Genomic DNA, 14,567 nt, shown 5'->3' on the forward strand with positions numbered 1-14,567 from the left:
CTGTGCCCATACATTCCTTTCGGCAATCCATATTGCTGCCATTGTCATTTTTTACCTTTAATGAGTCCTGATCCTAGCGAAAGGGGTTCCCCTTCCCCCACACTGACAATAGTCCCTAAAACGCTTCCCGCTGCATCCGGCCGCGCACGAACCAGACGCTTTCGGTGATGCCGAAGGCGCGGGCGTAGTTGGCGAGCTGCGGGAAGGCGTAGGCCACTTCCTCGACGCCGTGGGCGTCGGAGGCAAAGCTCACCGGCACATTCAGTTCGGCGGCAAGCCGCATGAAGGTGGGACAGGGATAGATCTCGCGGCAGGGTTTGCGCAGTCCGGCCGAGGATATCTCCATGCTCATGCCCGCGTCCCGCAGTTCGGCAAGGGCGCTGCGCACCAGCGCCCGACTGTCGGCCCTGGCCAGCCAGACATGGAATTTCTGCACGCTGAACAGCTTGATGATGTCCGGGTGGGCGGCGATGTCGAACAGGCCGGAGGCGATCATGTTCCGCCATGCGGCGAAATAGGCGCGGTAATGCTGCTCGCAGGCATCCTGCGAGATGTCCCAGTCTTCCATCCTGTCGTCGAAGCCCCAGGTGCCGAGATAGTGCACGCTGCCCAGGCGGTAGTCGAAGTCGTACGCGGCAGCGGCGGCGCGCACAAAGGCCTCCTCCGCGTCCAGCCAGTCGAATTCCATGCCGAACAGCACCTGGCAGCGGGACGGATCCGCCTCAGCCTGCGCCTTGAGGGCCGCTACCTCGCGCACATAATCCTCCATGTGCGCCTCGAGCTGCTCGCGGTATTCGTGGCTGTAGGCATAGCCCCGCGGACGGGGAGAGTGCTCGCTGAAGCCGTAGAGGCGCAGGCCGGCGGCCTCGGCGGCGGCGTACATCTGCGCCGGGGTGTTGCGACCGTGGGAATAGAGGGTGTGGGTATGCAGATCCCGCGGGATCATGGCCAGTCCTTGTGGTTCCGGTCGATGCCGGGAGGGGGTGAGGGGGCTTGCCGCCGGCGGTGCGCCGCGGCCTGTTGCGCGCAGGAAAAAAGAGGAGCGGGAGGGCCCCGGCCGCGCCGAAGGCCTCCCGCTCCTGAGCGTATCGCGCTTATATGCCGCCGAGACGGCGCACGATCTCCTGACCGGCCTTGCGGCCGGCGCCCATGGCCAGGATGACCGTGGCCGCGCCGGTGACGATGTCGCCGCCGGCAAAGACGTTGGGCAAGGAGGTCTCGCCCGTCTCCTCATTGACCTTGATATATCCGCGTTCGGTCTTGTCCAGCCCTTCGGTGGCTTCCAGCAGGATGGGGTTGGAGCGCGTGCCCAGAGCCACGATGGCCAGATCGGTGGGCAGGTCATATTCCGAGCCAGGAACCGGCACGGGACGCCGGCGGCCGGAGGCGTCCGGCTCGCCCAGTTCCATCTTTTGCAGGGTGACGGAGGTCAGCCGCATCTCCTCGTCGCCGTTGAAGCGGATGGGGGCCGACAGCATGGCGAATTTCACGCCTTCTTCCTCGGCGTGTTCCACTTCCTCGTGGCGGGCGGGCATTTCCGCGCGGGTGCGGCGGTAGACGATGTGGACGCTGTCCGCGCCCATACGGAGGGCCGTGCGGGCGGCGTCCATCGCCACGTTGCCCGCGCCGAAGACGGTGACGTTCTTGCCGTGGAAAGCCGGGGTGTCGTGGTTGGGGAAGTCGTAGGCGCGACCGAGGTTCACGCGGGTAAGGTATTCATTGGCCGAAAAGACGCCCACCAGATTTTCGCCGGGCACGCCGAGGAAGACCGGCAGGCCGGCGCCCACGCCGATGAACACGGCGTCGTATTCCTTCGCCAGTTCGGTAACGCTCACCGTGCGGCCGCCCACATGGTTGAGATGGAAGTCCACGCCGGTCTGGCGCAGGCCGTCCACTTCGGTGGCCACCACGTTCTTGGGCAGACGGAAGGCCGGGATGCCGTAGATGAGCACGCCGCCCGGCTCGTGCAGGGCTTCGAACACGTCCACCTTGATGCCCGCCGCGGCGCAGACGCCCGCACAGGTCAGCGAGGCCGGGCCGGAGCCGATGCAGGCCATCTTCTTGTTGCCCAGCGGCACGGCGCAGGAATTGGTCCCTGTGACCTGCTCACAGGCCGAAGAGGCGATGTGGTTGTCGGCCACGAAGCGTTCCAGGCGGCCGATGGCCACAGGCTGGCCCTTGGCCTTGAGCACGCAGTTGCCTTCGCACTGGTTCTCCTGTGGGCAGACGCGGCCGCAGACGGCGGGCAGGCTGTTGGTGGTCTTGATGATGCGGTAGGCCACATCGAAGTTGCCGCGCGCCACCTCGCCGATGAAATCGCGGATGGGCACTTCCACCGGGCAGCCCTTGACGCAGCGGGGATTCTTGCATTGCAGGCAGCGGGCGGCCTCCTGCATGGCCATTTCCCTGGTATAGCCGAGAGCCACTTCGTCGAAATTGCGCGCGCGCACGTCGGCAGGCTGACAGGGCATGTCCGTACGCGGGGCGACGGTCTTTTTTTCCTTAGTTTCCATGCTGGCTCCTGTACTGATCAAGGGAGATCTTCTCCTGTTCGCGGAAAGCGCCGAGGCGGCGGCGCAATTCGGCAAAATCCACCTGATGGCCGTCGAATTCGGGGCCGTCCACACAGGCGAACTTGGTCTTGCCGCCCACGGTCACGCGACAGGCGCCGCACATGCCGATGCCGTCCACCATGATGGGGTTGAGGCTGACGGTGGTGCGCACGCCGAAGGAGCGGGTGGTCTCGGCCACGGCGGCCATCATGGGCACAGGGCCCACGGCCACCACTTCAAAGACGTCCTTGTCCGTTTCCAGACGTTCGCGCAAAAGGTCGGTCACAAGGCCCTTGCGGCCGTAGCTGCCGTCATCGGTGGAGATGAGCAGTTCATGGGCGAAGCTGGAAAGCTCCTTTTCAAAGAGCAGCAGATCCCTGGTGCGCGCGCCGATGACGCCCACCACGCGGTTGCCCGCCCGCCAGTGTCCCTTGGCGATGTGGTGCATGGCGGCGATGCCCGTGCCGCCGCCCACACAGACGACGGTCCCGTTTTTCTCGATATGGGTGGGCTTGCCGAGCGGCCCGCAGACATCAAGGATGCTGTCGCCGGCCTTGAGATCCTCCAGCAGGGCCGTGCTCTTGCCCATGACCAGGTAGACGATGACGATGGTCCCTTTTTCGGGATCGGTATCGGCGATGGTGAGCGGGATACGCTCGCCGTTGGCATTCATGCGCAGCATGACGAAATGCCCGGGCCGGGCGTTGCGTGCAATCTGCGGCGCATGGAGGACCAGTTTGCTGGTCCTGCCAGGGATGAGGCTTTCCTTCTCCAGTATGGGTGTCGGCATGGGGCCACTCCTGCAAAAAAATTGAATGTGGGGCAAATGATAGCCAAGGTTGCTGCCGGGCGCAACAAGCATTGTGCCTTCAGGCACAAATGCCGTGCCCGGATGTCCGCGTCCGCATGCCGGCAATGAAAAAGGCCCTGCCGGAGCAGGGCCATACGGACGGGGAAAGGGGGGCGGCTAGCGGCCCACGATCTCCAGCGTGGCCTGGGCGATCTGGAGTTCCTCGTTGGTGGGGATGACCAGCACCTTCACCCGGCTGTCCGGGGTGGAGATGGTGCGGGCGCCAGGGCGGCGGGTGGCGTTTTCGGCCGTATTGAGGCAGATGCCGAATTCTTCCAGCCCCTTGCAGACGGCGGCGCGCACGATGTCGTCATTTTCGCCGATGCCGGCGGTGAAGACGATGGAGTCCACCTTGCCGTCCAGCAGGAAGAAGTAGCTGCCGAGGGTCTTTTTGATGCTGCGCACGAGCATGTTGAGGGCCAGTTTGGCGCGCTTGTTGCCGTTGTCCACTTCCTTGTGCACGTCGCGCATGTCGGTGAAGCCGCACAGGCCGAGCAGGCCGGACTTCTTGTTCATCAGCGTATCCATCTCGGCGGGGCTGAGCTTCTTCTTTTCCATGACGAAGGGCACGATGGCCGGGTCGATGGAGCCGCAGCGCGTGCCCATGATGAGGCCTTCGAGAGGGGTGAGGCCCATGCTGGTATCCAGGCACTTGCCGTCGCGCACGCAGCTCATGGAGGAGCCGTTGCCGAGATGCATGGTGATGGAGCGCAGTTCCTTCAGCGGCTTGCCCAGATATTCGGCGGTCTTCCTGGCGATGTACTTGTGGGAGGTCCCGTGGAAGCCGTAGCGGCGGATGTGCAGCTCTTCATAAAGTTCGTAGGGCAGGCCGTACATGTAGGCTTCCTGTTCCATGCCCATGCCGAATTCGGTGTCGAACACGGCCACATTGGGCACGCCGGGGAAGAGCTTCTCACAGACTTCGATGCCCATGAGGTTGGCCGGGTTGTGCAGGGGGCCGAGCAGGAAGCAGTCGCGGATGATCTTCTTGACGTGATCATCCACCTTCACCGGGTCGGTGATGGATTCGCCGCCGTGCAGCACGCGATGACCGATGGCGTGAATCTCGCTCTTGTCCTTGATGACGCCCTTTTCGGCATCGGTCAGCAGGGCGATGACCAGTTCCATGGCTTCCACGTGGGTGGGGAAGGGGGCTTCCTTGACGATCTTTTCTTCCTGATCCGTATCAGGGGCCAGCTTGTGGGAGAGACGGCCCATGTCCTGGCCGATGCGTTCGGCCACGCCGGAGCAGAGGACGGTCTCGGTCTCCATCTCCAGCAGCTGGTATTTGCAGGAAGAGGAACCGGCATTGATCACAAGAACTTTCATGGCAAGACTTCCTTATGGTTGATGCCGCCCGGACGCGGCGGAAATGGCGTCCGGGCGGCGTTGGTGTGCGGGGATCAGACCTACTTGTGCTTTTCGGCGGCGGCCTGCACGGCGGTGATGGCCACGGTGTTCACGATGTCCGGCACGGTGCAGCCGCGCGAGAGGTCGTTGACCGGCTTGTTGAGGCCCTGGAGCACCGGGCCGATGGCCACGGCCTCGGCGGCGCGCTGTACGGCCTTGTAGGTGTTGTTGCCCGTGTTGAGGTCAGGGAAGATGAAGACCGTGGCGCGGCCGGCCACCTTGCTGTCGGGCAGCTTGGTCTTGGCCACGGTGGGGTCGATGGCCGCATCGTACTGGATGGGGCCTTCGAGCAGGAGGTCGGGGGCCATCTCCTTGGCGATGGCCGTGGCTTCCTTGACCTTGTCCACATCCACGCCCTTGCCGGACGTGCCGGTGGAGTAGGACAGCATGGCCACGCGCGGCTCGATGCCGAACACCCGCGCCGTGTGGGCGGAGGCGATGGCGATCTCGGCCAGCTGCTGGGCCGTGGGATTGGGGTTGACCGCGCAGTCGCCGAAGGCCAGCACGCGATCCTTGAGGCACATGAGGAAGACCGAGGAGACCACCGAGAAGCCGGGCTTGGTCTTGATGAACTCGAAGGCTGGGCGGATGGTGTGGGCGGTGGTGTTCACCGCGCCGGAGACCATGCCGTCGGCGTCGTCCTTCTTGACCATCATGGTGGCGAAGTAGGTGGCGTCGCTCATGGTGTCGCGGGCGGTCTCGGGGGTGATGCCCTTGGCCTTGCGCAGTTCGTAATAGGTATTGGCGTAATCGTCGAACTTGGGCGAGGTGGTGGGATCCACGATGGTCGCGCCGGAGATGTCCAGATTATGGTCGCGCGCCTTCTGGTGGATGACGTCCGGGTTGCCCAGCAGGATGATGTCCGCCACGTCGCGGCGCAGCAGCACGTCCGTGGCCTGGAGGATGCGCTCTTCCTCGCCTTCGGCCAGCACGATACGCATCTTTTTGGTCTTGGCGCGCTCGATGAGGTTGAATTCGAACATCATGGGCGTCATGCGCGAGCTGTTGGAGCTGAACTGCAGGCGCTTGCTGATCTCCTTGGTGTTCACATGGTGGGTGAACAGGCCAAGCACGGTATTGATCTTGCGGGTGTCCGTGGGTTCGATGTAGCCGGACACTTCATGCAGGGCCATGACGCTCTGGTAGGTGAGCATACTGGTCATAAGGATGGGCAGCGGCGAATTGGTCCAGCCCTCGATGAGCTCGCAGACTTCGACGGGCGGCTTCATGCCGCCGGTCAAGAGCACGCCGGCGATGTCCGGCTTGGAGGAGGACATGCGGGTGCCGATGGCGGCCAGCAGGATGTCGGTGCGGTCGCCGGGCGTGATGATGAGCTGATCCTTCTCCACATACTTGAGGAAATTGTCGATGTGCATGGCCGCGATGAGGTAGGAGCCGACCATGGTGTCGAGGCGGTTCTCGCCGTAGAGGACTTCCGCGGCGAGGCTCTTGCGCACATCGTACATGGTGGCCTTGGCGATGGTGGCGTCATCGGGGATGGCGTAGACCAGGGCGCGGCGGTTCTCGGTGCTGAGCGCGTCGCGGATCTCGTCCAGTTCCATCTGGGAGAGATGGCCGCGGTTGATGATGGTGGCGATGACCTCCAGGGAGTTCTCGTTCATGGTGTCCATGACGTTCTGGAGGCTCTGGCGCAGGTCGTCGGCCGGATGGTCGCCGTTGACGACCAGCATGACCGGGCAACCGAGGTTGGAGGCGATCTCCGCGTTGAGTTCGAATTCGTAGACCGCGTCCTTGCCCAGGAAGTCCGTGCCTTCCACGAAGACGAATTCGTGTTCGGCCTGGAGCATCTTGAACTGCTTCATGATGGTCTCGATGACCAGATCATGGTCGCCGCGGTTGATGACCTTGCGGGCTTCCTCATGGGTATAGACGAAGGTCTCCGCATAGTCCTGACGCAGTTTGAACTGTTCCATCATAAGATGGATGTCCGGGTCGCGGTCGGTCATCTGGGGGGTATTGATGATGGGCCGGAAAATGGCCACGTCGCGCATACTGAGGTTGAGCATGTGCATGATGCCCAGAGCCGCGGCGGTCTTGCCGGACAGGGGGCCTGTGGCGGTGAGATACAGGGCGTTCATGTTTCCTCCGTAAGGGCGGCAGCGGGGCTGCCATACTCAAAGCCCGGGCTGCGCGAAAGGGGGGGACGGCGCGGGTCGCCGTCCCCCCGTGGGGTGCGTTATGGGTTAGCTGTTGCTGCCGGGCAGCGGCAGTTCAGCCATCTGCTTGTACATGGCAAAGCGTTCCATGTAGGACTTGTCGAGCTGTTCCTTCAGCTGCTGGGCCACATCGGGAGCCTTCTTTTCCAGGGCCGCGAAGCGGGTCTCCCCGGCCAGGAATTCCTGCAGGCCGCCGTTGGGTTCCTTGGCGTGGTCGAGCTGGAAGGGGTTCTTGCCTTCGGCCGCCAGGGCGGGATTGTAGCGGTAGAGGGGCCAGTAGCCGGTCTGCACGGCCAGCTTGGCTTCTTCCATGCTCTTGCCCATGCCCTTGCGCAGGCCCTGGTTGATGCAGGGCGCGTAGGCGATGATGAGCGAGGGGCCCTTGTAGGCTTCGGCCTCGCGGAAGGCCTTGACCACCTGCGCCTTGTCCGCGCCCATGGAGATGGACGCCACATAGACGTAGCCGTAGGTCATGGCCATGCGGCCCAGGTCCTTCTTGCCCATGCGCTTGCCGGCGGCGGCGAACTGGGCGATGGCGCCCAGCGGCGTGGACTTGGAGGCCTGACCGCCGGTGTTGGAGTACACTTCGGTGTCGAAGACCAGCACGTTGATGTCGTCGCCGGAGGCCAGCACATGGTCAAGGCCGCCGTAGCCGATGTCATAGGCCCAGCCGTCGCCGCCGAAGACCCAGACGCTCTTCTTGGTGAAGAGGTCGCCCATATGCCAGATCTCGTGAGCCAGCGGGCTGCCGAAGTCTTCCAGGTTGGCCAGCACGCGTTCGCCGTATTCGCGGGAACCTTCGGCCTCGTCCTTGTGGGCCAGCCAGCCCTGCATGGCGTCCTTGAGTTCGGCGGAGATGTTGTCGTCCTTGAGGGCTTCCTGGAGCAGCAGGGCCAGACGATTACGGCGCTGCACATAGGCAAGACCGATGCCGCAGCCGTATTCGGCGGCGTCTTCAAAGAGGCTGTTGCCCCAGGCCGGGCCGAAGCCGTCCTTGTTGGTGGTGTACGGCGTGGTGGGCGAGGAGGCGCCCCAGATGGAGGAACAGCCCGTGGCGTTGGCGATGAGCATGCGTTCGCCGAAGAGCTGGGTGAGCACCTTGGCGTAGGGCGTTTCGCCGCAGCCGGCGCAGGCGCCGGAGAATTCGTGCAGGGGCTGCTGGAGCTGCGAACCCTTGACGCTGTCGCGCGGCATGAGGTCGTCCTTGATGGCGATGTGCTCTTCGGCAAAGGCCAGGTTGGCCTTCTGGGCGTCGAGCTGCGTTTCCAGCGGCTTCATAACGAGGGCCTTTTCCTTGGCCGGGCAGACATCGGCGCAGGAGCCGCAGCCGAGGCAGTCCTCGGCGTAGACCTGCATGCGCATCTTGAAGCCCTTGAGTTCCTTGCCCTGGGCGTCCTTCACCTCGAAGGTCGCGGGCGCGCCTTCCAGCTCGTCGTCGCTGGCGATGACCGGTCGGATGGCGGCATGCGGGCAGACGAAGGAGCACTGGAAGCACTGGATGCAGTTGTTCACCTGCCATTCGGGCACGAGGATGGCCGCGCCGCGCTTTTCGCAGGCGGCGGTCCCCAGCGGCATGAGGCCGGCCGGCTCCATGGCGGAGACGGGCAGCTTGTCGCCGCGCTGACCGAGGATGGGCCGCACCACGTTACGCAGGTAGTCGTCGTCGCCGCAGTGGCAGACTTCCGCGCCTTCGGCGGCATTGGCCCATTCGGCGGGGTATTTGATCTCTTCAAGGGCGTCCATGCCCTTTTCCACGGCGGCGATGTTCATGTTGACGACCTTGTCGCCCTTCATGCCGTAGGCTTTCTTGATGGATTCCTTGAGCAGTTCCACGGCGCGTTCGAAGGGGATCACGTTGGCCAGCTTGAAGAAGGCCGTCTGCATGATCATGTTGATGCGGCCGCCGAGGCCCACTTCTGCGGCCACCTTCACGGCGTCCACGTTGTAGAACTTGAGCTTCTTGCGGGCGATGGTGCGCTTCATGGCGGCGGGCAGGTGCTTTTCCATGTCGGCCAGGGACCAGTTGGAGTTCAGCACGAAGGTGCCGCCTTCCTTGGCGCCTTCCAGCACGTCGTACTGGGTGACGTAGGAGGACTTGTGGCAGGCGATGTAGTCCGCCTGGGTGATGAGGTAGGAGGACTGGATGGGCGCCTTGCCGAAGCGCAGGTGGGACACGGTGAGGCCGCCGGACTTCTTGGAGTCGTAGGCGAAATAGGCCTGGGCGTACATGTCCGTATTGTCGCCGATGATCTTCACGGCCTGCTTGTTGGCGCCCACGGTGCCGTCGGAGCCGAGGCCGAAGAACTTGCACTGCACGGTGCCGGCGGGCACGGTGTCGATCTCCTCGTCCACGTCAAGGGAGAGGTTGGTCACGTCGTCGCGGATGCCCACGGTGAAGTGGTTCTTGGGGCCCACGGCCAGCATGTTGTCGAACACGGCCTTGGCCATGCCGGGCGTGAAGTCCTTGGAGCCGAGGCCGTAGCGGCCGGCGATGATGGTCGGGGCTTCGCCCTTTTCCATGAAGGCCGTGCATACGTCCTGATAGAGCGGGTCGCCGAGAGAACCGGGCTCCTTGGTGCGGTCGAGCACGGTGATGGTGCTCGCCGTGGCCGGGACGGCCTGCATGAGGTGGGCGGCGGAGAAGGGACGGAACAGCCGCACTTTCACGAGGCCCACGCGCTGGCCGCGCTGGTTCAGGTAATTGACCGTCTCCTCGATGACTTCACAGGAGGAGCCCATGCTGATGATCACGCGGTCGGCTTCCGGGTCGCCCACATAGTCGAACAGCTTGTACTTGCGGCCGGTGATGGAGGCCACCTTCTGCATGTTTTCCAGCACGATGGACGGCACCATGTCATAGTACAGGTTGCTGGCTTCGCGGTTCTGGAAATAGATGTCGGGGTTCTGGGCCGTGCCGCGGATGTGCGGGTGCTCGGGATTCATGGCGTTGTTGCGGAACTCTTCCACCTTGTCCCAGTTCACCAGACCGCGGATGTCCTCGTAATCGATGAGTTCGATCTTCTGCACTTCATGCGAAGTGCGGAAACCGTCGAAGAAGTGGCAGAAGGGCAGGCTCGCGTCGATGGCGGACAGGTGAGCCACGAGGGCAAGGTCCATGCATTCCTGCACGGACGAGGAGCAGAGGAAGACGAAGCCCGTCTGCCGGGCGCTCATCACGTCCTGATGGTCGCCGAAGATGGACAGGGCATGCGAGGCCAGGGCGCGGGCCGACACATGGAAGACGCCGGGCAGCAGTTCGCCGGCGATCTTGTACATGTTGGGAATCATGAGCAGGAGGCCCTGAGAGGCCGTGAAGGTGCTGGTCAGCGCACCGCCGGAAAGCATGCCGTGCACGGCGCCGGCCGCGCCGGCCTCGGACTGCATTTCCCGCACGAGCACTTTCTGACCCATGAGATTGAGAGCGCCGCGGGCGGCCATCTCGTCCACCACTTCGCCCATGACGGACGAGGGCGTGATGGGGTAGATGGCGGCCGTGTCGGACAGGGCGTAGGCAATATGCGCGGTGGCGTTATTGCCGTCCATGGTTTTCATCTTCGCCATTATGATCCTCCTTGCGCCCGAAGGCGCTCTGTTTGGCACAAAACAAGCCGGAGGCACGGCATCCAGTCTTTCGCCATCCCGGGAAAAACGGGGAAAATGCGCTGCCGGCATGAGGGAACTGCCGCCTCCCGACGCGGGACGGCGGAGAGGCAGTACGGCGAGGGTCCCTCGTCATGTCCAGAGCCTAGCAAGAAATTGTTTGATTGAACAGTCTATTTTGACGCATTTTCTGAAAACTTTCTGTTTTTCTTAAAATATAAATAAAATAAAGTTGTTGAGAATTTGACGGGCAGACGCCTGAACCGGCAGGCCGCAGGTTCTTTGCCTGTCCTGCCTCACATTAGCCTGTCTTGGACAGGGGTGCAAGCACTGTGCGGCGTTGCACGCGGAAGTCGGGAAAAAGAGCGCGCGCTCGCAAGGGGGCATGGTGGGCCGGCAGGCCGGCGCACGGGCGAAAACGGCGTACCCGGCATGCGGCGGACAAAAAAAGAGGGAGAACGCTCACCGCTCCCCCTCCTTGACGCGCGAAAGGATATGTTAGTCGAGGCCGATCTTCTTGCCGATCTTCCGGCCGACCTTCCTGGCTTTTTCGAGGAGGCTCTCCTCGCCGAGGGATTCGAACTCCCGCAGCAGCTCGATCTGACGCTCGGAAAGGCGGGTGGGCGTCAGCACCTTCACCACCACCAGCAGGTCTCCCCGCTGGCTGCGGCCGGGGTAGGGCATGCCCTCGCCCTTGAGGCGCAGCGGCGTACCGCTCTGGATGCCCTTGGGGATCTCCAGCGGCAGGGGGCCGTTGAGCCCGGGCACTTCGACGCGGTGGCCCAGTGCGGCCTGAACGAAGCTGATGGAGCACTCATGGATGAGGTCCTGTCCCTGCCGTTCATATTGCTTGCTGGGGGCCACATGCAGCACCACATAGAGATCGCCGGGCGGGCCGCCGTGCACGCCGGCTTCCCCCTCGCCGCGCACGCGCAGGCGCGTACCGGTATCCACGCCGGCCGGGATGCGCACCACGATCTCGCGGATGTTCTCCACCACGCCGTCGCCCTTGCAGCGGGGACAGGGCGTGGCGATGACCTGCCCCGTGCCATGACAGGACGGGCAGGGCATGGCCAGCTGGAAGAAGCCCTGCGTGCGGCGCACCTGCCCCGTGCCGTTGCACTGGCGGCAGGTCTCCGGCTTGGTGCCGGGGGCGGCGCCGCTGCCCTGACAGTCGGGGCACTGTTCATGGCGAGGCAGCTTGAGCGGAATCTCCGCGCCGGTGGCCGCCTGCTCGAAGCTGATCTCCAGATTGTAGCGCAGATCGGCTCCGGCCATGGGCCGGGGCCCGCTGCGGCCCGTGCCGCCGCCAAAGCCGAAGAGATCGCCGAAGATGTCGCTGAAATGGGCAAAGATATCGTCCGTGCTGCCGAAGCCGCCCGCGCCCCCCTGCACGCCGGCATGACCGAAGCGGTCATAGCGGGCGCGCTTGTCGGGGTCACGCAGCACATCATAGGCCTCCGCGGCTTCCTTGAACTTGCGCTCGGCCTCGGCGTCCCCGGGGTTGCGGTCCGGGTGATACTGCATGGCGAGCTTGCGGTAGGCCTTTTTTATCTCGTCTTCCGAAGCGTCGCGGGCCACGCCCAGCACTTCGTAATAATCGCGTTGCGCCATGATTAGCCTTCGCTGTTGGGGGCCTCTTGACCTTCAGGCAGCGGCGTGTACAGGCTCATGTCCTCGGGCATGACCTTGCCGGCGGCGATCTCGCGCAGGGCGGTCACCACTTCCTTGTTGCGGCTGTCCACCAGCGCCTCGTAGCCTTCACGATACTGGCGCACGCGCTTTATGGCCATCTGCACCAGCAGAAAGCGATTGTCCACGCGTTCCTGACAATCTTCCACAGTAATACGGGCCATGCGTCCTCCTTCTGGGTTGGCGCGGGGCTGTCGCGGGACGGCTCCGACAGGGGCCTTGTCCGCCCTGCCGGCCTTTGCCCGTCCGCCGGGCCAAGGGACGAAAAGAGCCGTGCCCGGGAACGGACGCGGCGGCAGGGCTCACATTTGTTGTAACGCATAATCTTATGTGTCTGCCGCCCGTCTGTCAAGGGAAGATGCGGACTTTCTCCGTGCGCTCCGGGCGTGCGGCCTCTCCCCCTTTCCCGTACGCGGCAGCCGTGCGCGGCCATGATGCGGCCATGACGCGGCCTTGCATGCGGCCTTGCATGCGGCCTTGACGCGGGCCCTGCCTTCATGTGAAATGCCGCCGTGCGGGAACCGCCCGCGGACAAGGGGGACCATGCGCGAAAAACGATCCTATGCCCAGGAAGTCTGCGTCAAGGGCGCGGGCAAGGCCATGCAACAGGCGGGCATGCTCTGGCCGGGATGCCGGGTGGGCGTGGCCGTCTCCGGCGGCGTGGACAGCTTCGTGCTGCTGAAGAGCCTGCATATCCGGCAGGGCATCGTCCCCTTCCGTTTCGAGCTCATGGCCATTCACCTCAATCCGGGATTCGACCCGCACAGCCACGCCGCGCTCCTGCCGTGGCTCGCGCGGCACGGCATCGCCTCCCATCTGGAAGTGACGGATTACGGCCCGCACGCCCATTCGGAGGAGAACCGGCGCCGCTCTCCCTGTTTCCGCTGCGCCTGGCTGCGCCGCAAGCGGCTTTTCGAGCTCTGCGCCCGCTACCGCCTGACCCATCTGGCGCTCGGGCACAATGCCGACGACCTCGTGGAGACCTTCTTCCTCAATCTCTGCCGCAACGGCCGCGTGGACGGCATGAGCATGAACGAACCCTTTTTCGGCGGCAGGCTGCGGCTTATCCGCCCGCTGCTGCTGGTGGAGAAGAAATACATCCGCAAGGCCGCCCAGCAATGGGAGTTGCCCATCTGGGCCAACGTCTGCCCCTCGGCCGGGCATTCGGCCCGCAGCGACATGAGCGCCACGCTGGAACATCTCTACGCCGTGGCCAGGGATTCGCGCCGCTGCATCGGCAACGCGCTTACCCGCTGGCAACTGGACAAGCACAGGGAAAGCGCCGTGGCGCAGGAGGAGGCCGCGCTCCTTTCCCGGGCGGGCCGCCGGCCCGGCGGCGAGTCGCGTTGACAGCGGCCCGCATGGCGGCTTAGAAGCAGAAGGTATGCTCCTCGGCAAGTACCATATCGTCATTTTCCGCGAAGGACGCAGCGGCAGCCGCAATGTGCGGTTGCGGGGCTGGCTCGGTTTCGTCTCCTGCATCGTCGTGCTGGCGCTGGCGGGCTGCAATGTCTGGTTGTGGCAGGAATGGCTGAGGAGCCGCCACCTTGAGGAGTCCCTTGCCAATACCGAGCGTCGTCTGGAAGACCAGCGCCGACAGCTTTCCCTGCTGGGCGGCAAGCTCGGCGAGGTGACGCAGGATCTGCAGCGGGTGCGCAATTTCGACAGCAAGCTGCGCATTATGATGAATATGGAGCAGGACCCCGCCGAAGTGGGCGACGATCAGGTGGGCAGCTTCGCCCATTCCTACCTGCCCATGCACCGGCAGGAGCTGGCCGCCCGCAGGATGCAGGATTTTCTGGACTCCCTTTCCGATGCCGTGCGCCTTGAGGAGGTGCGTCAACAGGATCTGCTCCATGCCCTGCGCGACAACCGCGACGCCCTGTCCACCCTGCCGACCATCTGGCCGGTGGTGGGCTTCGTCACGTCGGGCTTCGGCGCGCGTTCCGCGCCCTTCGGCGGGGGGCGGAGGCAGTTCCACAAGGGCCTCGACATCTCCAACCGCACGGGCACGCCCATCATGGCCACCGCCCAGGGGACCGTGCTCAAGGCCGGGCATGACGGCGCCTACGGCCTCTGCGTGGAGATCAACCACGGCGGCGGCATCGTCACCAAGTACGCGCATATGCAGCGCTTCGTCGTGCAGCCCGGCCAGTACGTCAAGCGCGGCGAGGTCATCGGCTATATCGGCATGACCGGCCGCACCACCGGCCCGCACCTGCATTACGAGGTCATGCTCAACGGCGTGCCCGTCAATCCCATGCGCTATATCCTCGAATAGAGCGT

The 14,567-nt window shown here is 64.2% G+C and carries 10 protein-coding genes; 2 read left to right on the forward strand and 8 right to left on the reverse strand.

All coding sequences use genetic code 11. The features are described from left to right. Positions 1-115: 115 nt before the first annotated feature. From Q0J54_RS03695 to rpoZ, 8 genes are all read right to left on the reverse strand, one after another. Positions 116-946, reverse strand: a complete 831-nt coding sequence (locus Q0J54_RS03695) for a histidinol-phosphatase (RefSeq protein ID WP_296304053.1) — start codon at positions 944-946, stop codon at positions 116-118. A gap of 148 nt (positions 947-1,094) precedes the next feature. Next, complete coding sequence (gene gltA, locus Q0J54_RS03700; protein ID WP_296304054.1) at positions 1,095-2,513, reverse strand: NADPH-dependent glutamate synthase; 1,419 nt, start codon at positions 2,511-2,513, stop codon at positions 1,095-1,097. Then, a complete protein-coding gene (locus tag Q0J54_RS03705; protein WP_296304055.1) occupies positions 2,503-3,342 on the reverse strand; it encodes a sulfide/dihydroorotate dehydrogenase-like FAD/NAD-binding protein in 840 nt (279 codons plus the stop codon). Before Q0J54_RS03705 ends, gltA begins: the two co-directional genes overlap by 11 nt. Before the next feature lie 177 nt (positions 3,343-3,519). Then, a complete protein-coding gene (locus tag Q0J54_RS03710; RefSeq protein WP_296304056.1) occupies positions 3,520-4,731 on the reverse strand; it encodes an acetate kinase in 1,212 nt (403 codons plus the stop codon). Positions 4,732-4,811: 80 nt separating this feature from the next. Beyond that, positions 4,812-6,911: a phosphate acetyltransferase gene (gene pta / locus Q0J54_RS03715; protein WP_296304057.1), complete on the reverse strand. Its 2,100-nt coding sequence runs from the start codon at positions 6,909-6,911 to the stop codon at positions 4,812-4,814. A 105-nt stretch (positions 6,912-7,016) separates the two neighbouring features. Beyond that, positions 7,017-10,550, reverse strand: a complete 3,534-nt coding sequence (gene nifJ, locus Q0J54_RS03720; RefSeq protein WP_296304058.1) for a pyruvate:ferredoxin (flavodoxin) oxidoreductase — start codon at positions 10,548-10,550, stop codon at positions 7,017-7,019. Between the two features lie 537 nt (positions 10,551-11,087). Continuing rightward, a complete protein-coding gene (gene dnaJ / locus Q0J54_RS03725) occupies positions 11,088-12,203 on the reverse strand; it encodes a molecular chaperone DnaJ (RefSeq protein ID WP_296304059.1) in 1,116 nt (371 codons plus the stop codon). 2 nt (positions 12,204-12,205) lie between these two features. Beyond that, positions 12,206-12,445: a DNA-directed RNA polymerase subunit omega gene (rpoZ, locus tag Q0J54_RS03730; RefSeq protein ID WP_296304060.1), complete on the reverse strand. Its 240-nt coding sequence runs from the start codon at positions 12,443-12,445 to the stop codon at positions 12,206-12,208. 379 nt (positions 12,446-12,824) lie between these two features. Between rpoZ and Q0J54_RS03735 the strand changes: the two genes are divergently transcribed. Beyond that, positions 12,825-13,631: a tRNA 2-thiocytidine biosynthesis TtcA family protein gene (locus tag Q0J54_RS03735; RefSeq protein ID WP_296304062.1), complete on the forward strand. Its 807-nt coding sequence runs from the start codon at positions 12,825-12,827 to the stop codon at positions 13,629-13,631. Between the two features lie 34 nt (positions 13,632-13,665). Further along, positions 13,666-14,562: a M23 family metallopeptidase gene (locus Q0J54_RS03740; protein WP_296304063.1), complete on the forward strand. Its 897-nt coding sequence runs from the start codon at positions 13,666-13,668 to the stop codon at positions 14,560-14,562. The last annotated feature ends 5 nt before the right edge of the window (positions 14,563-14,567 follow it).

Origin of the sequence: uncultured Desulfovibrio sp. (assembly GCF_944324935.1) — a bacterium.
Taxonomy (GTDB): domain Bacteria; phylum Desulfobacterota; class Desulfovibrionia; order Desulfovibrionales; family Desulfovibrionaceae; genus Desulfovibrio.